Origin of the sequence: Dorea acetigenes, from assembly GCF_025567385.1 — a bacterium.
Taxonomy (GTDB): Bacteria; Bacillota; Clostridia; order Lachnospirales; family Lachnospiraceae; genus Claveliimonas; species Claveliimonas acetigenes.
Map to the genome: position 1 here is coordinate 38,530 of NZ_JAOQJU010000013.1, position 22,906 is coordinate 61,435.

General features: G+C 45.0%; 9 protein-coding genes and 1 pseudogene. 1 reads left to right on the forward strand and 9 read right to left on the reverse strand.

Going from position 1 to position 22,906, the window contains the following annotated elements; translation table 11 throughout:
* Positions 1-81: 81 nt before the first annotated feature.
* Together OCV99_RS11090 and OCV99_RS11095 are read right to left on the reverse strand one after the other, a co-directional pair.
* On the reverse strand, positions 82-5,349 hold the full coding sequence (locus tag OCV99_RS11090) for a family 78 glycoside hydrolase catalytic domain (RefSeq protein WP_158370594.1): 5,268 nt from the start codon (positions 5,347-5,349) through the stop codon (positions 82-84).
* Between the two features lie 242 nt (positions 5,350-5,591).
* Complete coding sequence (locus OCV99_RS11095) at positions 5,592-6,764, reverse strand: iron-containing alcohol dehydrogenase (protein WP_158370596.1); 1,173 nt, start codon at positions 6,762-6,764, stop codon at positions 5,592-5,594.
* A 139-nt stretch (positions 6,765-6,903) separates the two neighbouring features.
* Between OCV99_RS11095 and OCV99_RS11100 the strand changes: the two genes are divergently transcribed.
* Positions 6,904-7,353 carry a MerR family transcriptional regulator gene (locus tag OCV99_RS11100; protein WP_158370598.1) on the forward strand — a complete coding sequence of 150 codons (450 nt, stop codon included), beginning with the start codon at positions 6,904-6,906 and terminating at the stop codon, positions 7,351-7,353.
* Between the two features lie 21 nt (positions 7,354-7,374).
* Here the strand turns inward: OCV99_RS11100 and OCV99_RS18240 are convergent.
* The 7 genes and pseudogenes from OCV99_RS18240 to OCV99_RS11135 form a co-directional block, all read right to left on the reverse strand.
* Positions 7,375-7,461: pseudogene (locus OCV99_RS18240) on the reverse strand (AAA family ATPase); the annotation flags it as partial.
* A 200-nt stretch (positions 7,462-7,661) separates the two neighbouring features.
* Complete coding sequence (locus OCV99_RS11110; RefSeq protein WP_227193572.1) at positions 7,662-8,051, reverse strand: hypothetical protein; 390 nt, start codon at positions 8,049-8,051, stop codon at positions 7,662-7,664.
* A 7-nt stretch (positions 8,052-8,058) separates the two neighbouring features.
* Positions 8,059-8,316, reverse strand: a complete 258-nt coding sequence (locus OCV99_RS11115; protein ID WP_227193571.1) for a hypothetical protein — start codon at positions 8,314-8,316, stop codon at positions 8,059-8,061.
* A 168-nt stretch (positions 8,317-8,484) separates the two neighbouring features.
* Positions 8,485-9,057: a type IV toxin-antitoxin system AbiEi family antitoxin domain-containing protein gene (locus OCV99_RS11120; protein WP_158370600.1), complete on the reverse strand. Its 573-nt coding sequence runs from the start codon at positions 9,055-9,057 to the stop codon at positions 8,485-8,487.
* 185 nt (positions 9,058-9,242) lie between these two features.
* Positions 9,243-15,056: a beta-L-arabinofuranosidase domain-containing protein gene (locus tag OCV99_RS11125; protein ID WP_262575468.1), complete on the reverse strand. Its 5,814-nt coding sequence runs from the start codon at positions 15,054-15,056 to the stop codon at positions 9,243-9,245.
* A 93-nt stretch (positions 15,057-15,149) separates the two neighbouring features.
* Complete coding sequence (locus tag OCV99_RS11130) at positions 15,150-19,031, reverse strand: family 43 glycosylhydrolase (protein WP_158370604.1); 3,882 nt, start codon at positions 19,029-19,031, stop codon at positions 15,150-15,152.
* 12 nt (positions 19,032-19,043) lie between these two features.
* Positions 19,044-22,787, reverse strand: coding sequence for a family 43 glycosylhydrolase (locus OCV99_RS11135; RefSeq protein WP_158370606.1), 3,744 nt, complete (start codon positions 22,785-22,787; stop codon positions 19,044-19,046).
* Positions 22,788-22,906: the final 119 nt, after the last annotated feature.

Consider the following 22,906-nt stretch of genomic DNA (forward strand, 5'->3'; position numbering starts at 1 on the left):
TATGAGCAAAAATAGCTGCATAGCAGCGGAGAAGCATCGCAGATGTGTTTTGCGAATGGCGCGGGCTGAACTAATACTTTTTTATTTCTCAAACTTTTCCATAAATCTCTGGATAATGATTGCACATTCCGCACGGCTCGTGCCTCCCTGTGGGTCAAGACGATAGGAACCGTCTTCGTTTTCTTTTCCAGCAATGATTCCGTTGCCTACCGCCCACTTCATTGCATCTTCTGCGAACTCCGTTACCTTGTCAGCGTCTGTAAATGCGCTGATATCGGTTGGTTTTTCGGATTTGTACTTTTTGTAATTCGCATAGCGGTACATCATGGTTACCATCTGCTCGCGGGTAATTGGATCATTCGTTCCAAAGTATCCGGAATCTGTATAACCCGTAACAACTTCTGTTTCGGCCGCCCAGGTAACTGCTTTTGAATAGAACTGTCCATCCGGTACATCCGGGAACTTCGCCTCATACTCTACTTTCGGTTCCCCGTTGAGACGGTAAAGAATCGTTGCAAACTGTGCACGTACCAGTGTTGTGTATGGCGCGAAATGCGTATCATCCATACCCGTCATAGTTCCTTCGTAATAGTTGTAAGCCACTTCATCGTAGAACCAGTCATTTTCTACTACGTCTTCATATGGAAGTTTTTTCCATTGCAGAGCCTTTGCCGCTTCGTCAAGCGCTGCAGCCGCATCATCAATTTCTTTCTGCGTTGCGGCCGTATCTGCAAATACTTCTTCTGCCTTCTTCAAAGCTTCTTCGTAAGCTGCCCAGCTCGCTTCTGAATAATGATCCTTCTTAGTATCCGGAACTGCATTTTTGATTGCCGCCTCAAGCTTCTTCTTGTCTGTATCATTCGGTTTCGCTGCTTCCTTCACTGTAACCTTAAAGGTAGCTATCTTTCCTTCATATGTTACTGTTACTGTCTGCTCTCCGGTCTTATTCTTATCATAACCGCTTACTTTGCAATCCGTTACCGCAATATCTTTTGTTGTATCGTCGCTGTATTTTGCAGTAACTTTCATTCCGTCAAGGTTAAGCTCTTCTCCTGCTGTGTACTCTGTCTTCGTCGGTGCTGTTACCGTAATGGATTCTACCACAACCGGATCGTCTCCATCCTCCTGTCCTACATAACCTTCCGCGTAAACTGCTGTCAGCTTTCCATCCTTCACACTAAAATCATATCCGCCGGATTCCAGCACGAATTTCGCCGTTTCCAATCCATTGTGCTCTTCCATGCCTTCATAGGACATACCGGTCAGCGCCTCGAAACCGTCCAGTGCGTTCTCTTTTACAGGGAGATACAGAACTGCCGTTGTATTTGCCGGTATTACCGTATGGTAGGAGGTAAGTTCGCCATCTGTACTCTTCCACTGAGATTCAATCTTTCCATAATAAGATTCGTAAGAAGCATCCACGGAATGAATACGTTCTTCGTCGTTATATTTTTCTCCTGTGTCAGGCGTCGGCTGTAAAATAATATTCTTGAATCCCGGATTTTCTTCGTCCGCGGCAATCCCCGCCATGTAACGGTACATCCATTCTACCACAGAACCGTATGCATAGTGATTAAAGGAGTTCATCTCGCTGTCGCCGAATCCCACGCCCGGCGTATAGGAATTCCATCTCTCCCAGATGGTCGTTGCCCCTGCTTTTACTTCAAAGAGCCAGGACGGTTGTTCATCCTGAAGGAGCAGATCATAGGACACATCGCTGCTTCCTATATCTGAAAGCACCGGCGTGATTACATTGGAGCCAAGGAACCCAACCGCAAGCGTATTTTTCCCATAATTAGCCCGAATACTGCCTGCTGCCGGATTTTCATTTTTAATATTCTCTATCAGCAGCTCTTTCGCCGCATCACGCATCTCGTCACTGTCATAGAATCCCAGTTTCAGCATCCAGAGCAGCGCTGTCTGGGAATTATCCTCCCAGGTTCCGCCTTTTCCTGCCCACCACATGAACTGGTATCTCTGCATATCTCCTGTACCTGATTTAATCACAAGATTACCATCGTTAAATGTTACATGTGTCTTTAAAAAGGTCTCCTTAATATCTTCAAACTGCTGCTCATAAGCCGCCTGCTTCTCCGTATTGCCCAGGACGCCCGCAATCTTCGCCATCAACTGTGCCATATAACCATAGTAATAGTCAGAAATAACTTCTACCGAAGTTCCCTGGAAGGACAGCCAATCGCCATAATTTCTGTCGGCTCCCAGATCAATCGGCGCCTGGTTTGCGCCTCTTTCATGCGCCTTCATATAATCCATATAGTGAACCATCGCATCCCAGTTCTCTTCCAGAACAGAAGTATCTCCGGTCTGGCTGTAAAGCACCCATGGATCAATAATCTCTACGTCACTCCAGCCTGCCGCCCAGGTACTGAAGTATCCGTTCATATCGTCAAATACGGAAGGCGTATATCCTTTTATCAGCGTATTTTCTGACAAAATGTCCTGAATCTCATTCAGAAATGCCACGGAGTTAAAATTATAAACTGCCGTCTGTGCAAATGCCTGTGTGTCTCCGCTCCACGCCTGCCGCTCATCACGCTGCGGGCAATCCGTAGACGTCGTAAAATAATTACTCATCTGTCCGTATAAAGTATTGGAGAACAATTTATTTACATTCGCATTATTTGTCTCAATATTTCCGGTCTGCTCTGTTATGGATGAGAGCGCCTTTGATTTTACAGAATAAATCGTCACGTCATCCGTTGCAGTAAATTCTATGTACTGATATCCAAAGAAGGACATCGTTGTCTGATAATGCTCTTTCCCGTCTCCGGCAAAGGTATACTTAACCGCCGACCTTGCATTTCTCAGGCTCTTCTGGTAAATAGAACCCTTCGGTCCGTCCGCCTGTGTAGCGCCGTTTCCGGAAGCGCTTCCGTCATTCAGCATTTCCGCAAACCGCATGGTAAGTCGGGTTCCCCGCTCAGCCGCAAATTCCACCTCTGGGATAGCTGTCATATTCTGTCCCAGATTTACGATCATCGTCTGTCCCTTTTTCAGAGTGATTCCGTCCCCAAGGATATTTTCTCCCTCGGAAACAGCCTCATATTTTCCTGCATACAGAGCATCCTCCGGCTCTTCGTATGCATAATATTTATCTACATTTACTTCGCCGCCTGCCAGAGAAGAATTGGCCGCCTGTCCGGTGTAAAGCACGCAGGATACCGGTTCTTTTGAAAACTTGTCAATAATTTTGCCCGGTGTCGCCGCCTGCGCACGTATCTCGCCGGAATAAGTGGTGGTCGACATGGCCGTCTTTCCTGACAGCACCGTATTCTTCAGCGTACCCGCATCCAGTTTTGAAGCACCGTCAATATCTTTCCAGGTCTTACCGCCGTCTGAAGACGTCTGGATAGAATAGATTTTCGCATAGTTCGGGCAAACTCCGTAATAAATAGATTCCTTGTCCGTACGTGCGTACAACTTCATACCCGAGAAGGTAACCGCCTGGTTAAAATGAAAATCAATGGTAATCGGATTGTCCTCCATATCCAGGACTTCATTCCCATAATCCAATATCTCCGTGGTAAAGCCCGCATTATTCTTCAGGCCATAGTCTCCGTCTGTCAGGTTCGCCGCACTCCACTGGGGAGCCGATTCAAAATTTCTGGATATTGTTGGAGTAACTCCTGCCGCCACATTTTTCTCAGCAGAATCCAGAAGTTCCAATTCCATAATCTGCAGACGATTCTCATTATCCTCCATAACCGCCGGGCCTACCGCATAGACGGCAACTCTCACATCCTGTGCTGTCACTTCCCCGAAATCTGCCTCAGAATAGACTCCCTCGCTGTCCGTCTCCGGATAGCTGACAGTATTGCGCAGGCTATCTACCTGATAAGTATCCACAGTCGTCCAATCTGTCCCGTTTTCCGAAACCTTCAGGCTGTATTTCTTCGGATAGTTGACGCACTCATTTCCGCTGATTGGTTCTCCCTTGATTCGCGGATAAATGTCCAGACTTTCCACAGACACTGCACTGTCAAATGCAAATTCAATTGTAATCGGTGTTTCCAACGTAAAAGAGGTCTGTCCGCTTGCCACCTGCTCTGAGGAATATCCTCTGTCACTGTCAATTCCGTAATCTCCATCTGTCAGATTACTTTCTGTCCACTGCGTTCCCCATGTAAATGTATTGGATACCTTCGGTGCAAGCCCGCTCACCACATTATTTCCCTGGGAATCCTTAAGCTCCAGCTCCATCATCTGCAGACGGTTCTCGTTATCTCCCTTTGTGCCGGGTCCGATTTCTTCTACAACAAGCTGTGCATATTTTACATTTTCCTGTGCCGCAAATTCCTGATGAATCACAGGAGTCTGCGTATCATTCCCCTCTGTCAGGGAATTCACCCACGCGCTGTCATCGTAACCTGCTTTCGTGAAATCACCCAGTTCTTCTGCTATACGCGCGTCGTAATCTTCACCATAATATACTCCGTTGGCAGTAATACCGCTGTCCAGTGTTCCCTTCCAGTCAGTCGTATTGGTAACAATGTCTTTCACCGTATCGTCCGCATAACGAATCCGGAGCATCGCCTTCACCGCAGGCTGTGCGGATGTGGCGCCGATATTCGTTCCGCCGTTTCCGTCATTCCACCCGGTTCCTCCAATCACGGAAACCACGGCTGTATCCTGCTCTTCCAGCATGGAGGTTACATCATAAGCCTGATAGCCCATACTGATATTTCTATTGCCGTATCCCGGGTTCATGTGATGATAAACGGTCTCACCGTCTTCCTGCACACCTGCCCGGCTTCCATTTACATATGCCTGATATGCACCAATCGCCGTAATATAAAGTCTTGCAGATTCTACCTTGCCATCCAGCTTCTGTTCTGTTCTGAAAACCGGGGCCGCGGAACTTTTATTCATACGGATAAACGCCGCATTTTTCCATGCCTGCTGATTTGTAACTCCTGTCTCAAATGAAGCCGTACCGGATTGTACTTCACTGCCCGTCTCTGTCCAGACTTTCACCGTCCAGTCATAAGCCGTACCTTCCGCCAGTGCCTCGCCTCCATAAGATATACCGACAGACTTGTCATTCTCAACTTTGCCGCTGTCCCATACGGCTTTCGATGTGCCGCTCTCTGTAACCTGAATCTGATATGCCGTCTGTTTCGTACCAATTCCATTGGACTCCAGCTTCCATCCAAAATGCACGGAATCTGTTTCAATGCCAATGGGATTCGCCATATACTCCGTCGTCATATCAGAGATGCTGATTCGCACATCATCTGATACTGCCGCCGATGCAGTCACAGGCATAACACTAAAGAGCAGACAGATTGACAGAAAGAATGCCGCTGCTCTTTTCCATTGCTGCTTCATAAATTTTTCTCCTCCCTACTTTTCTTGCAGAACATTATATCACTTTTCTCCAAAACATTCCATGCGCTTTTTTATTCATTTTTGTTAAATATTTTGCACTCATTACTATTCAAATCCGGACTGTGGAGCAGTCACCCCACCCGCATAAGCAGTCTTAGCTCCGTCAGGAGTAAGACTGGAGTATCGAAGATACGACGAGTGCGCATGCTGGTGGGGTGCTGTGAATGGTAACTTGCACTTTTCTATACAAGACTCTCCCGCAGAATCTGTACAATTTCCTCCCGGTCAAGTACTTTGTATCCTCCTGGCATGGCAAGTGTTACGTCAGCAATTCCTTCAATCATTGCTTCATCGGCTCCCAACTCACGGATATTCATCACAAGTCCCAGCTCTTTCATCCAATTCTCCATTGCCGCAAGTCCTTCTTCTGCAACCTGGCGGTCATCCTTTCCTTCCGGATCCACATCCCATACATTTACCGCAAAACGCTTAAATTTCGCCAGCCCATAAGGCAGAATGTATCGATAATACGGCAGAGAAACCGCAGCAAGCGTCATACCGTGGGTCGCATTGGTGTAACCTCCCACTGCCTGTCCCAACATATGAACCATCCAATCAGTAGTTTTTCCTTTTGCCACCAGCGTGTTCAGTGCCCATGTTGCCGTCCACATAATATTGCTCCTCGCCTCATAGTCCTGCGGATTCTCATTCGCAATCCGACTGGAATGTAACAGAGATCGCATCAGTCCTTCACTGATGTAATCACTGGTATTGTCATCCTCTCCCGAAAAGTACTGCTCGCAAATATGGTTGAAAATGTCATAAATACCGGAAACCATCTGATAATGCGGCAGGGTCATGGTATAGCGGGGATTCAGAATCGAAAACTTCGGCATAATCGCCTCGTCTGCAAAAACATGGCCGATTTTCTGCTTTGTCTCCTGATTCGTTATCACAGAACCAGCGTTCATCTCCGAACCAGTTCCTACCATTGTCAGCACACACCCCACCGGAATCGTCTCACATTCCGGTTCTTCAAAACGAACATAATACTTCTGCCACGGATCATCTTCACAATGAACAGACACAGACACCGCCTTTGCATAATCGCAGACCGAACCACCGCCTACGGCCAGAATGAAGTCCGCTTGGTGATTTCTTGCAATCTCAACACCCTCATACAATTTGGCAAGGGTAGGATTGGGCATAACACCGGAAATCTCCGCAACCTCTTTCCCATTTTTCTTTAAAATAGAAACAACTTCCTCATAGATTCCATTCTTCTTAATTGAGCCGCCGCCATAGATTAATACTACATTGCGCCCATATTTTGGCAGTTCCGTATTCAGCGAATTCAGAGAATCTTCTCCAAAATAAAGTTTGGTAGGATTACAATAAGTAAAATTTCCATTCATAATTCTTTCTCTCCTTTGACAGTTCTGTTTTTATTTGTTAAAATCATTGTAGAACGTAAACCTAACTTTAGGTCAAGATTATTTTTCAAAAAACTTTGCACAAAGGTGCTATAAACAGCAACTGCACAGGAGGATGAATATGTATACAATCGGACAGGTATCTGAGATGTTTGGACTGCCAATCTCAACACTGCGCTATTACGACAAAGAAGGACTCTTTCCAAATATAAAGCGCACTTCCGGGATCCGCAGATTCGGTGAAGCAGAACTTGAAACCCTTCGGGTTATTGAATGCCTGAAAAAGTCAGGTCTTGAAATCAAAGACATCAAACAATTTATAGAATGGTGCGGTCAGGGCAGCGAAACTTACCCACAGCGCCGGGATCTGTTCATAAGGCAAAAGGAACAGGCAGAAGCCGAGATTGCACGTATGAACCGCGTTCTCGCCATGTTGAAATACAAATGCTGGTATTATGAGCAGGCAATCAAAGACGGAAACGAGGAGCGGCTTCGCTCTCTCACTCCGGAGACCATGCCGGAAGAAATCCGGGATATTTATCAATATGCACACTTTGACAACTTTAATTGAAACTTAATTCTCCTGCTCCGCAAGCATAACTTTAATAAGGTTTGTCTTATCTACATAGTAAAAACCTTCTGTCTGCAGCTTTTCAAAATTCTCAATACCAATGGGCAGTTTATTTTTCTATTGTACAGAAATATTATGGAAAACCTACCGCCATTTTTTCATTCTCTGTACCCTTTCCACTGCCCGGCTCATTCTGCATTTTACTTAAGCAACTGCCAAAGTTCCTTCCGGTCACTGTCGGAAACGCTTAATACCTCCGCTTCTACCAGCTTCGCATATGCTGCTGTCAAGTAAGGATCAAAGATTTTTTATCCTTTCATTAACTTCTTCTCATCTCTTTTCACTCTGCGTTCCAACTTTTTCAGGTCTTCTGCCGGGGGCAAATCCTCCGGCTTTATTCCTCTCTGTCCCAACATCTCTCTTACACTTGAATTATTCTGAACATGTTCATCTGTTATAGGAGCTTCGCCATATAATTCTTTTTGTTCCACATTATAATTAGTCATTTCTGTTGCCAGATTTTTAGCAGCTATGGTCAATGTTGGAAGGAAATCTGCCAGAGGTCTGTTCTCTTTTACTCTTAGACGTTCTTTCATGTCCTTTGTAGTAAATCCGCCAAAAAGCGCCTGGTCACCCTTGGATCTTATTCTTCCAAAGCCAGCATCATCCACTCCACGTTCGTAAATATTCTGAGACAACCTTTTTTCAGACTCTCTTAATTTCTCTCTTGCATTCAAATTTTATCATTTTCGTGACGCCACGAAAATGATCGTTTACATTTCCACCTGCATTCTCACAAGATATCATCGCTTTCTTTATAACTAACTCGAAATTTTCCCACCTGGAATATCCTAACAATGGCTGCAATTCCCTGGCATACCAAAATTCAATTGCTCCATCTTCTGATATATGAATAACATCATCAAAAAGTTTTTTTAATTTTCCAATCTTTTTTTCATCCATGCGATTGCTATGTACCTCCATATAATTACAATTGCAGAATCCTCGGATATCTTCCTATGAAACAGTATCATATACATCGATACCCTGCATATCTGTTTTTCTCGATTATCTCTTGTATTTTCAATGTATATTTGTGTTTGCATATTGTTAAAAAAATAATCCATAACTCTATAATTGCTGTTTTACCCGCAGTGGCTCTGCATATCTCAATATACGTCTATATTGTTCCTCATTCGCTTTTATCTTATCTACGATCTCTGTATCAATATACGATTCCAGACGAAGCATATCGCAGATACTCCGCTCAATGTCGTAGATATTATAGCAGCCAAATTCCGTCTCTTTTTTTCTCGCACCTATTAAGTAATGATTCGTCGAAAAATAATGCCGTGTAATCGGAAAAGCCATACCCAGCAAGCTACGATCCGTCCGCGCCGTGGCAACAGACAAATATTCCGGCTCTTCTTTAAGCATACCCTGATAATAGAGAGCGCTGTCCATGCAAACGATCGCCCTGGGGTCGCTAAGACAGACTTCTATGCATTTATAGTCTGATGGTTTCGCTTCCTTTTTTCCTGCCAGCCAATAATATCCATGACATACTTTTTCCAGATGCCCCTCTTCTGCCATGACCGCTATCTGGCGGTTTGAAAACCCTTCTTTCAGAAGCTCTTGCGTTCCTATATATCCTTTAAACTTCTGGTATACCATTTCCAGCCTGTCATATGTACTGCGCCTCATATCACCCTCCTGAATTGCATTTTTTCTTACGCACATATTAGCATTTTTCGCTACACATGTCACCATTAAAGCGGATAATCTCCGTTTCTTCTTTCACAATCAAAAATTCCCGGCAACATCCCACTGTCTTACTATTATGACAAGGAATATCGCCAGGAATTCTATACTTCATTTACTTCACTTATTTACTTTTCAAACTTCTCCATGAATCTCTGGATAATAATCGCGCATTCTGCACGGCTTGTGTCACCCTGCGGGTCGAGACGGTAAGAACCATCTTCATTTTCTTTACCGGCAATGATTCCGTTGGCTACTGCCCACTTCATTGCCTCTTCCGCAAATTTCGTTACCTTATCAGCGTCTGTAAATGCGCTGATATCGGTCGGTTCTTCAGATTCATATTCCATATGCTTCGCGTAACGGTACATCATCGTTACCATCTGCTCACGGGTAATCGGATCATTCGTTCCAAAGTATCCGGAATCTGTATAACCCGTAACGACCTCCGCTTCAGCCGCCCAGATGACTGCCTTTGAATAGAACTGTCCATCCGGTACATCCGGGAATTTTGTTTCATATTCTACTTTCGGTTCCCCATTAAGACGGTAAAGAATCGTTGCAAACTGTGCACGTACCAGCGTTGCGTATGGTGAGAAATGCGTAGGATCTGTACCCGTCATGGTTCCTGCAAAGTAGTTGTAGTATGCTGCATTGTAGAACCAGTCATCTTTCACTACGTCTACATATGGCAGTCCCTTGCTTTCCAGAGCCTCTGCCGCTTTGTCAAGCGCTGCAGCCGCATCATCAATTTCTTTCTGTGTTGCATCTGCATCTGCCAATACTTCTTTCGCCTGATTCAAAGCTTCTTCGTAAGCTGCCCAGCTTTCTTCCGTATACTTAGCTTTCTCGGTATCCGCTATTGCTGCCTTAACCGCTGCTTCCAGTGCCGTTTTGTCTGTTGTATCCGGTTTCTCTGCTTCCTTCACTGTTACCTTGAAGGTCGCTGTCTTTCCTTCGTACGTTACTGTTACCGTCTGTTCGCCGGTCTTAGTCTTGTCATAGCCGCTTACTTCGCAGTCCGTTACTGCAATGTCCTTTACTGAACCATCACTATAGTTAGCAGTTACCTTCATTCCGGTAAAATCAAGATTTTCACCCTTCTTATACTCCGTCTTTTCCGGTGCCGTAACAGCAAGCGATACAATCTCTGCTTCCGGCTCTTCTGTCTTTTTCTGTCTTACCACTTTCACCGTATAATCTGCATAAGTTTCATGATCCTCTCCATAAACCCGGAATGTCATTACAGAAGCCTCATCTTTTACGTCAAATTTCTGTGCAATAGAGTCATTCACCAGTTTTCCGTCTATATAGAGCAAACCATATGTATCCGCAATCTTTGTTGTAATGGCAGCTTTCTCTGTCTCTTCCGGTACAGTGACCGTATAAGTCTTTGTTGCCGCATCAAAATCTGTCGTTCCAACATCTGACTGCATACTTTCAATCTCTGCATGATTGGAATATCCGGTCGCAATATACACTTCCTCTACCAGCCTTGCAGAATTCTCACCGGCTTTTCCTGAGAAATAAATCCGCAGCACATCATAATCTTTCTGATTTCCGTCACCTTCCGTTACACTTACGGTCTGTGCTTTCTGAACAATCTCATCCGGTATCGGAATCTTAACTTCATAAATCGCATCATCACCGCTGTAATTCAGAACCTCTTCATAAATTATCTGACCTTCAATTGTAATTTTGAGAGTCTTGCCGTTATCAATCTTTGCAAGTTTTGCAACAATATAATTATCTTTTTCTTTATTAACCGCCATACGGTAAGAGAAATCTTTATCTGCCACAGCATAACGGGATGTCATCCCATTCAGCTCATTGTCGCTGGATGTACCCTGGGATCCATTTTCCCACAACTGATGCAGGTCGTCAAATTCATACTGTCCGTATCCGGCCTTTGTTACGTCAATCTTAACCTGATTGGTTCGTCCTTCTTCCTTCTGTGCAAGAATTCTTGCTTCTGCCTCAGCCGGATCAAGGTCATTTCCTGTGAAATACCAGTAAATTCCATAACGCTGTGTATGTTGTCTGTAATGTGCGGAGAACACAAGCTTCTGGTCTGTCCCATTCAGTTCAAAACGAAGCTCGTCGCCATCATCCACTCTTACCAGATATTCATTGATATTTTCAATGAAATCTTCTGCTGTTGTTTCTTCAATAGACAATGTTTCCGTTCCAAGTACCGCACGTTTTCCATCTTTTGGCATCGCCTGGGAACCATTTACAATCTTGCTTCCCGGAAGCATAACACTGGCGCCGCATCCTGAGAATTTATCCATTTCCTCTGTCCCGAGTTCTGCACTGAGAACCACCGGACCATATTTAAAACCAAACACGGTTTCGTCATCCGGAAGGCCATAAGCACGTACTTCCATGGGAAGCTGTATCTCTACTGTGTCTCCATCCGCCCATTCTCTGTCAAGGCAGACATATCCACCGCTGACTACAACCTCTTCCTTCTTCCCATTTACCGTTACCGTCGGCTCTCCGGCAATCCAATCCGGGATTCTCAGATACAGATTCATATCTGCTGATTTTCCGCCTAACACATGAACTGTAAACTTTGATGTATCCTTATCCGGAATCGAAGTTGTCTGCGTCAGTTTTATATTCTGCTCTTTCCACTCTGCCTCAGAACTTAAATACTGCGTTACATAAAGGTTCTTACCCTTCTTGTAGTAAATGCTGTCGCCAAGCTTGGTGAAATTCTCCATACCGCTTCCGGTACAGCACCAGAACTGGTTTTTATTTACATCTGTGTTACCATATACCTTAAAATAACCAGTAGCCATTGGTTGGAAATAGGTTGTCATACCCGTCTCCGGATTAATAGAAGAAATAATCGCATTGATGAAAGTGTTTTCATAGTAATCAGCATATTTCTTGTCTCCGGTAATCTTATAAAGCTCCCGGGTCATCTTCAACATATTATAAGTATTACAGGTCTCACAGTTACACTGGGTACGCTCTGCATCCAGAATATTATCTGCGCCAAAGTGCTCCCACTCACTGTTTCCTCCGGTAATATAAGTATGCTTATTCACAACCATATCCCAGAAAGCTTCTACGTATTCCAGATAGATTTCTGCATCTACCTCTTCACCGTCCAGCATCTGTCCATTTAAAGTACGGTAGCGGTTTAATGCTCCTACAAATTTCGGAATCTGCGTATTGGCATGTTTGCCATTTAACACATTGGCATTTCCGGAAAGTACGGATTCAAACAGCCACGTCTCATCGAACTGCGCAGCCGCTTTAGCATGTTCTGCTTTTCCTGAATATTTATAGAGCTCATAGAGACAGTCGTTCATACCGCCGTACTCAATCCCGAGAACTCTTCTCTTCATACTGTCATCCCATTTGCTGACCCTGTTATAAATCCAATCGCCAAGATTAGAAGCTACGGCAAGTGCCTCATCATTATCGGTATATTTGTATACATCCACCAGACCTGCCAGAATCTTATGCATGGTGTACCACGGCACCCAGTTGCCTCCGCTGGCAGTTCCTTCCATAATATCGAACTGCTTTTCAATATTATTCTTGTCTTCAATCTGCGCACCGAAAATAAATCCTGTGCCAACTGCGTCCTGACACGCTTTCAGTCCACTGATAATGGTATCAAGCTGCGTTTTCATCCAGGCCTTGTCTCCTGCATTATCCGCCGTCAGATATGCCTGCGCGCACGCCGTCATATAATGTCCAAGCGTATGGCCGCCAATGTAGCTGTTCTCCCATCCGGTATAAGGGCCGACACCCTTGGTATCCAGACCGGCCGTCTCACGGAATCTGGACAACAGCCTGTCTGCATCAAATGTCTTCAGGAAATCAATATCCTTCTGAGAAATCTGAGCATAATAAGAATTGGTTACATCCACAGTTCCCAGTTCAAAATCTTCCATCCCCTGCATTTCCGTAACCGCAAGTACATTGAAATCAAAAGTAACTTTCTGGCTTACTTCTCCTCTGGATACCGTAGCGGTAAGTGTAACAGCTTCATCCGGCTTACCAATTGCCGGACGCGTCACAGCGCCGTCTTCTGCAATGACATCTTTCTTACTGCTTTCCCACACAATCTTACTTCCGTTCATACCCATATCCGGAAGTTCCAGCTCACTCGCTGTCAGTTCGCCCTCTTTCAGGTTTTTCTTAAGCTCAGCAACATCTGCCGCCACACGTTCTTCATCCGCCATCTGTAAATACTTATCTACATACAGCAGAGCGACTTCTTTTTCTGTCATGGCATAATTATATACATCAAACCGTGAAATCGTCCCTTCATATCCCGGGTCAGCCCCGTAAAGAGATAATCCCAGATATCCGATTGCATCCGCAGGATCTGTTACGCCATTTTCCAGAATATCCGTAATGTTACACCCGTGATTCACACTTCCAATCAATTTTCCATTAATATAAAGCTGGGCTGTCTGATTATCATTGAATACCATTGTAGCTACGGTATCTGCTCCCGCTTCAATCACATCCCCTACATCAACATTATGTTCATCACCGGAAACCACGCTGGATTTAACGGAAAGCACGGTCGGTCCCCATGCGCGGATCGGATTCAGAAACACATAGTCCGCAGTACCCTTTGTTCCCAGGTTGAAAATCCATGCGAAAGCCTTCTGGGAAGTATTAAACTTCATATCTATTGTGAAACTCTCGTCACCTTGCTCAATAATCTCCTGCGGAAGCTTTACATATTTGGAATGATTTGCATTATCTGTAAAGTTAAGCTGTTTCTCTCCATTTTCAGCAGTCGTCACGTCCGCAGCAGAAAGTCCGACCAGCGCAGCGTCTCCTCTTCCCTGGCTATCAACAAGCTTACCGTCTTTTACCGTCATATCATAACTTACCCAAAGCTGCTCTTCTTCCGTAAGCTGTGGTTTTTTCTTTACCGTTACCGTGAAGGATTTTGTATCTTCCACATCCCCGGATTTAATCACTGCCGTAAGCGTTACCTCTGTATCCTCTGCCTGGCGTACCACCTTTCCTGTTTCAGAAATCACATCTTTATCCGTACTTTCCCAGGTAATCGTACTTCCGTTCGCTCCCTTTTCCGGAAGGCTGATATCAGCCGTAATAGCAGATGTGTTCAGCCCGCTAAAAGGATTCAGGATAGATTTATCAGCCACGACAATCTCTGCATCCGTCATCTCTTTTTTGCCCTCTTCATACAGTTTGGCAATCTGGTCCGCATTCGCAGCAGTATCCAGTAAAATCACCTGATCCAGCCTTGCTTTCAGATAAGAGCCTTTATACTCAGAACCATTATAACCAATTGCCTTCTCCGCACCATTGTCAACAATCTGATCTGCAGTAGTTCCGGTTGAAACAAACTGAGACTCACCATTTCTGTACATGGTTACTTTTTTTGTCTCATTGTCAAATGTAACCGCAATATGCGTCCACACCCCTGCCGGGAAAAATTCGTCTCTGGTTCCACTCATATGTACTTCATACACTCTGGTACCGATAGAAAGTACCAGCGGTTCTTCATCATTGAGGGAACTTAAGTACCAGCCATCCTGATTCCACAACTGTTTATTCCAGACAAGAATCTGCTCACCGGTCATCTTTTCCTGCGGATTAATCCAACAAGAAAAAGTCAGGTTGGACGGATTTAAATCTGCTTCCGCTCCAAGACTTAAATAACTTCCTCCATTCAACTGGAGCGCCTTTTCTCCTATAATTCCTTCAACAAACTGATAATCGGTACCTTCTTGCGCATTTATGCTCTCATCTCCCGACCATTTCTTCACGACGGTCTGCCGCTCACTCGCAATGCTGTCGGCCACATTTCCCTCAAATTCCAACTGCATAACACAATTTTCACCCATTGCTTCTACGGGTTCCGCCGCATAGGCAGGAACTGAAGTAAGTACTGTGGCTGCCGCCAGCAAAACTGCCAGTATTCTACGCTTCATTCTCATACTTCCTCCTTCTACGTAATTACTCGCTTATATTATACTTCTACTCTCAAGAGAAAAAGGTGGATTTTTCTTTAAAAGGTGTAATTTTCATTTGCCAAACTTCTCCATAAATCTCTGGATAATAATTGCGCATTCTGCACGGCTTGTGCTGCCCTGTGGGTCAAGACGGTAAGAACCATCTGTATTCTTTTTCCCTTCAATGATTCCATTTTCTACCGCCCACTTCATAGCCTTTTCTGCAAATTCACTTACCTGTCCTGCATCGGAAAAACTGCTGATATCTGTACTCTTTGATATATCATATTTCTTATAATCCGCATAGCGGTACATCATAACTACCATCTGCTCACGGGTAATCGGATCGTTCGTTCCAAAATAGCCGGAATCTGTGTAACCCGTAACCACCTTCGCCTCTGCCGCCCAGAGAACTGCCGTTGAATAGAATTGTCCATCCGGCACATCCGGGAATCTGTTCGTATACGCTGCATCCGGTTTTCCTTCCATTCTGTGAAGAATGGTTGCAAACTGCGCACGTGGCAGAATCTCATATGGTGAGAAATGAGTCGTATCTGTACCCGTCATAGTACCTGCAAAGTAGTTGTAGTATGCTCCATCATAGAACCAGTCGCCTTCTTCCACATCTACATATGGAAGCTTCGGATCCGGGTCCGGCGTCGGGTCTGGGGTTGGCTGTGGATCCGGGTCTGGCGTCGGATCCGGATCAGGCTCCGCAGCCTTCTCTACCTTAACCGTAAGTGTCACCGTCTTCAATTCTTCTGACAGTATCTGCTCTGCCGTCATATTAAAGATCGGGAACCCGTCAGCCCCAAAATGTACGGAATTGGCGTAAGCATGTCTTCCTGCGTCAAACAGACCATATCGGTCTTCATCTCTGTCCACATAACTCTCTCCCCATGCCCTTGCATGGTAAACAATTACTGGATTGCCGTTCTCATCTACTGTAAAGGAATTATGCCCCGGCCCGAAGGTTCCGCTGTAAGAACCTTTTTTGCCCGTTGTATAATCCGGATCTTCTACAGTAGTTGTAAGATCTGCCGTACTAAGCAGCGGATATGGATATTTGCTCCAACTGTCCGGATCCATCAGATCTGCATCAATATCAGCATAGATGACATTCGTCGCATAGAACTGATCCACGGTAGCACATGCATATGCAATAAATATCTTGTCATCATGGAACAGTACAGCAGAGCCCTCCTGGATATTCTGTCCGTTCTGTAGCACATTCGTCTCGAACGCCATGTCGCCTCGTGAGATGATAACCGGATCGCTCGTGAGTACAGTCGGATTATCCGGATCAAAAGTGGTAATCCAGAGCGCTCCCTTCCAATCAGCTCCCTTTGGAGTTACATAGTAGCAGGTTCCGTTCAGCTCGAAAAATGTGGTATCAAAGTTGTTCACTCTGGAGGTCTGGGTTTCATGGTTTGTTTCTGTCACATCAATATACCCGGAAAATCCCCAGTTATCCGGATCCATCAGATCATCGCCTTCGCAGGTAAAGATTCCCTGCCGGTCTGCGCCCCAGCCTGCCATAGAGATGATTCTCCATTTTCCGCCGAAATAGTGAAGCTCCGGCGCCCAGTAAGCTCCAGGGGCAATACCGTCTTCTCTCTCTCCCCACCAGATTCTTACTTCCTCGGCATCCTTCAGCCCGTTAATCGTAGAAGCCTTGCGGAGAATAATGGAGTCGTAGTGTCCTCTTCCGGCTTCATTATCACCATTCATATAAGATCCGGTGAAGTAGTACATGCCATCCTTTTCATTATATACAATCTGCGGGTCTGCCCGGCACTCTACAAGAGGGCTCTCATAGCTGGTACTGCTGATGGTTCCTGTAATCTCATAGGTGCCTTCTTTGCTCAGGTCAAGAGCCGAATCATCCCACGCAATGTTCATATCCGCATCTGACCCATCGTTATACGCAACTTGAATCTGTTCCGGCAGAGTAATTTTACTTCCCGGTTTCACGCTGATGCTGCCGTTTTCTTTGCCATCCCATGTGAAACTTTCCTCCGTCTCCGTTCCGTCTGCAGATACGCTCACCTGCCCATTCACGGACGTACTGTAAATATCACCGAATTTCTTTTCCAGACGGTCATACTCCTGTGCCGTCAGTTCAAACTGTGAAGATTCCGCAGCAGACGCATATTTCGGCAGTGTTCCGCTGACAGTTTCTTTCTGATACTGTACTGCTTCCGGTACTGAGAAGGATGTAAAATCCTTTGTCACAGACTTATAAGACTTTCCGTCTCCGCCTTCCCAGAAAACCGCATATTCTTTTGTTCCGTTATCGTATTTTACGGTAGGATTCTTTACAATAATTCCCTGCGTATTCAATTCAACTTTTCTCTGATTCTCAAAGAAAATCAAATCTTCCGAATCATAAACCAGAATTTCTGTTGAATTATTATCTACCGATGCAATAGCTCCATATGTTCCATCTGGTTTGCGGAAGAGGGACGGGGAACCCATCTTGTATAACCCAGTCGGATATAATACCGCTTTACTGTGATTCAGCGCCGTATACTCCTTCCCATCCTTTGACAAAGCATAATGCATAACATCTGTACGTTCATTATTTGTATAGTTTGTCTCTTTATTTTCATCAAAATTCGTCGGCTTTAATGCTTCTTCTGATCCCATATTATATTCATACAATGCAATATAGGTAGCCAGATAGCCTGCCGGCTTTGCGGCAACCGTAACCGGGAAGTTTCTGGAAACCTTCGCCCCGCCGTAGCTGAATTCTGCTTTCAGCACAACCTCTGTATCTTCGTCAGGACGGGTTACTTTTCCCTCATTTGTAATCAGTTCATTCCCTTCCCAGGAAATTGCCAGACCTTCAAATTCCTCCGGCAGCGTAATATCATCCGTCACATAAGTAATTCCAAGGTCAAATTTTTCTGCAACATACTCCAGCCTTCCCTGTTCTCCATCAGCGATCACCTGTACCTTAAAGTTCTTATCAATCGCCATGCCGGAAGCACTATCCTTAAAGGACGCTGTAAATGTAACTTCTGTCGTTCCCGAAATACCCGCCTGAATCTTTCCGTCTGCTGAAATCACTTCCGGCGCAGAAGATTTCCATGTAACAGAAGAACCCCTCGCTCCTTTGGAAGGAAGTTCCAAATCCTCAAACGTATACTCCGGTAAGCTTACGCTGTCCGCGTCCGCCTTAAGCGACTGAAGCGCTTCCATTTCCGTGTAATTTTCCTTAACTTCCTCTTCCGTCAATGTCTTATTATAGATTTTAAAATCTGTAACTTCCGCATCACAATACGGATCATTCCAGTTAGACTTTGCCAGGTAGCCCAGGACTCCCTCCTCATTTCCTCCGAAAATATCATCCAGATTATGCGCATGATTCAGAGTTCCAATAGCATTTCCGTTCACATAAAGCTTCAGCGTATTGCCCTCGGAAGTTACCGTAACCAGACTATATTTATGCGTATTTAACTGAACATCACCTACACCCGGAATGGAATTTTCCTGATTCACCGCATCCGTCTTAATTGCCACATTTATACTTCCATTGGCAAGCCGCGGATTGAAAAACAGATAATCCGTCTGAAATCCCGTTCCGATTGTCCACAAAAACTGGAACTGCGCAGTTTCCGGTCGTAATGTCATTTCAATTGTAAACGCTTCCTGATAATTCAGGTCTTCCTTGATGGAAACCGGAAGCGCCACATAAGACTCATTGGTTCCCGGGAACTTCAAAACTGCATCTCCGTAAACATCTTGAAAATCCGTATCTTCGATATTGTACATTTTCGCATCATGGTTATTACCGGACACGTCTTTCAGATACTCCCCTTCATGGGTCATATCATAATGCACCGCAAGGTCGCTTTGGCTCTGCTCTTCTGCTGCCTTTGCCGGAACAGACAGTCCGGAAAAGGCAAGCGCTGCCGCTAACAGAAGGGAGCCGATTCTTCTTTTTTTCATACCTTCACTCCTTTACTTCGCAATCTTATCTAAAAATCTTGTCAGAATAATCGCACACTCTGCACGGGTCGCATTCCCCTGCGGATCGATAACGGTTCCATTATACTTTCCTGTAATGATTCCGTTTCCTACCGCCCATGCCATGGCCTCTTCTGCAAATGCATTTACCTTATCAGCATCCGTAAAGCTGTCAAAATCTGCTTTATTGCCTGTGCTGTACCCTTTGTAATTTGCGTACCGGTACATCATTACCGCCATCTGCTCCCGGGTAATGGGATCGTTCGTTCCAAAATAACCGGAGTCCGTATAGCCTGTAACAACCTTCGCTTCAGCCGCCCAGAGAACTGCATTAGAATAGAATTCTTTATCCGGCACGTCCGGGAACTTCGCCGTATATGTTACGCCCGGCTCACCGTTCATCCGGTAAAGGATGGTTGCAAACTGTGCGCGCGGCAGGATCGTGTATGGTTCAAAATGCGTCGGATCCATACCTGTCATAATCTCTTCATAGTAGTTGTAAGCTACTTCGTTATAGAACCAGTCGCCTTCTGCCACATCTACATATGGAAGCTTCGGATTCGGCGTTGGCTGTGGATCCGGGTCGGGCGTCGGGTCCGGTGTTGGCTGCGGATCCGGGTCGGGCGTCGCAGCCTTCTCTACCTTCACCGTCATGGTTACTGTCTTGTTTTCAGGAAGAATTTCATTTTCCTCTGTCATATCCAGGATCGGAGCGCCGTCTGCGCCAAAGTGGACGATTCTGAGGAAGGTATCTCTTGAACCGTAAATGCCTTTCTTCGCATGATAAACATTAATCAGCGTTCCGTCCGTTTCTTTTACATAGGAGTTGTGACCCGGTCCGCAAAGTCCTTCTACAGAAAGGCCAGTCAATACCGGATAATTGCACTTGGTCCATGCACTTGGATCAAGGAAGTCTGTGTTTTCGTTCAGGTCGATGGTGGTCACTCCTACACAGTAGGTTTCATCGGTAGCGCCTCCGGAATAGGTCAGATACAGCTTATCGTCAGTGAAGATTGTGTTCGGTCCTTCTGTTACAAAGGTATGGTTTCTCTCCCATCCGTACTCGCAGTTCACGAATTTCACTGCATCGCTGATTAACTGATAAGGTTTGCTTCTGTCAATTTCACCAATCCAAAGATCAGCCGTTCCGCCGTTCTTTCCAAAATTACGCTGTGACCACGCCACATAATCTCTTCCACCATAGCTGAAATGAGTCATGTCCAGTGTAATACCGCCGTAAGGCTCTGTAAGCGGATTGCCGTCCTTATTCAGAAACTGATGCAGATCACCCCAGTCGTCATAATTCGTCGGGTCATCTCCGGTAAGCTTCATCAGCATACTCTGTACATTAAAACCGCTTCCAAGATTTACACTGAAGAACATATAAAGCTCACCGTCTAATACGTGAAGCTCCGGCGCCCAGTGGTTTGTCGGTGCATCGTATCCATACTCCGCAGCCTTCTCCTTATTAAATACCAGATGCTCCTCTGCCTGGTTCAGCCCGGTAATGGTATCAGCCTCACGGATATACAATCCATAATTATTGTCTACTGCCGCCTCTGTCGTTGCAATGAAATAATATTTTCCATTGTACTCTGTGATCGTCGGGTCAGCACGCCTTTCAATAAACGGATCATTTTCATCAGTCTGATCGGAAATCTGTCTCACCTTTCCGGTAACAGTGTAGGTTCCTTCTGTATCAAAATCTACTGCAGCCAGTTCTTCCTCATTCCAGAGAACCATCTTTTCCGCCGAAGAACCGTCTGAATAATTAGCCGTCACCTTTATGTCTGCCAAATCCACCGTCTCGCCAACCTTTGTTGTAACGGCAGGATTTTCCACGGTTGTATTCACCACTTTATCCAGTTTATTCAGCAGGTGTGTTCCTTCCTCTTCCGTAATTCCAACCGTATTGCCCGGTATTGCATACGGAATATCCGTCTCTACAGAACCGGCCTGTATCGGCGCAGAAACTTCCGCTTCCGTAAATGTCTGGAAATCCTTTGTCACATTTGCATAGCTAAGTCTGGAATCCAAACCTGTCCATGTAATACGGTAACTATCCTCCACTGCATCATAGACGCAGGCCGGATTAGAAATACGCTCTGTATCGTCTAACCAGATCATTCCCACTTCCGTGTAAGACAGCAGATCTTTCGAGGTAAAGAACAGAAGAGTTCCCACTTCGTCCGCGGCCGTCTCTCCCTGCGTAACCCGGACTGCAAGCACGCCGAAGCTTCCGTCTTTCATACGGAAAATATAAGGTTCCTTCAAAAGCTTCGTCGTCTCTCCCTGGGCCTTGGCAAATAATACACCCGTATTATTTAGTAACGCCCGATAATCCTCTCCATCTTCACTGTATCCGAGATGCATATTGTCAGATACATAATCGTTATACATTCCATCCTTGGATGCATCCGCTTCTCTTGTATAAGATAACACATAAGCACTGTCGGTTCCCAGAAGCTTTACCTGAAATTTCTTTTCCTTCTTTTTACCATCCAGTGTTACAGATGCTGTTAATCCTACATCCGTAATTCCTTCTTTTGACGGTGTGATTTTTCCTGTTTCTGTGTCAATATCTTCGCAGTCGCTTGTCCACGAAACCTCTGTTCCGAGAATTTCGAGCGGAAGTGTATCCTCTGCAGTTATATAATAAGAAAGATTCAGATACTGCTCCAAAATAATATCTGCTTTATCATTCTTCCCTATAACATATGCTGAATATGTCTTATGAACAGAAACGCCTGACAGTGAAAATGTCGCCGTCAGCTCTACTTTTGTCGTCTCATCCGCTGGTGTAACCTTTCCTTCATCGCTTATAATGTCCGTGTTTCCTGACTTCCATGTAATGACAGAGCCATTGACCGAACCGGCTGCCGGAAGCGTCATATCCTCTGTCACGGCAGAAAGATTCCCCAAATCCACCGCTGCAATATCATCCTCAATTAACTGAGAAGCATAGACGTAATTGCTTCCATCATAGATGGCTTTTACCTGGGCGTCTGTTAATGTCTGATTATAAATCTTAAAATCTGTCACGATGGCATCGCAATATCTGTCAGCACCCCAGTTTGATTTTGCAATATAACCTAACACATTTCCATTCCCTCTGAACACTTCATCCAGATCGTGAGAGTGATCCAAAGTTCCTTTCAATTCGCCATTTACATACAATTTTAATCTCTGTCCCTCTGATGTTACCGTCAACACGCTGAATGTCTTCGTATCCAGTATCACATTACCGGAACCCGGTATGGAATTTTCAGCATTGTTCGCTCCCTGTGTCTTAATGGCAACATTGATATTGCCGGATGCCAGCCTTGGATTAAAGAACAGATAATCTGTTGAATCCCCTGTTCCGATGGTCCAAAGGAACTGATACTGAGCCGTCCGTGGAATTAAGGCAATCTCCACACTAAAGCCCTCTTTGTAATCTGTAAGACTGTCCTTAATTGACAGAGGAAGATCAATATAAGATCCGTCAGCCCCCGCGTTCCCTCCCGGCAGCTCCAGAAAGGTATCTCCCAACTCCTCTTTGAAATCGGATGAGGATATGTTGTGCAATACAGCATCATTTCCCTTTCCGGATTGATCCAGCAGCTTTGTATCACTATGTGACATATCGTAATGAGCAACAATATCATATGTTTCCGGCTCTTCTGCCCTTACATAAGATGGAACCGCACTAAAAACAGTCGCCGCTGCCAATAGCAATGCAAGTAGTTTCTTCTTCATACCTTCTTCTCCTCCTTTACAATAATTAATTCTATTATAGCAACACTTTTTATGTTTCTCCCTAAAAAACCAGACAAAAAAACCATGAAAATCTATAATTCATAAAACTTCCATGGCTT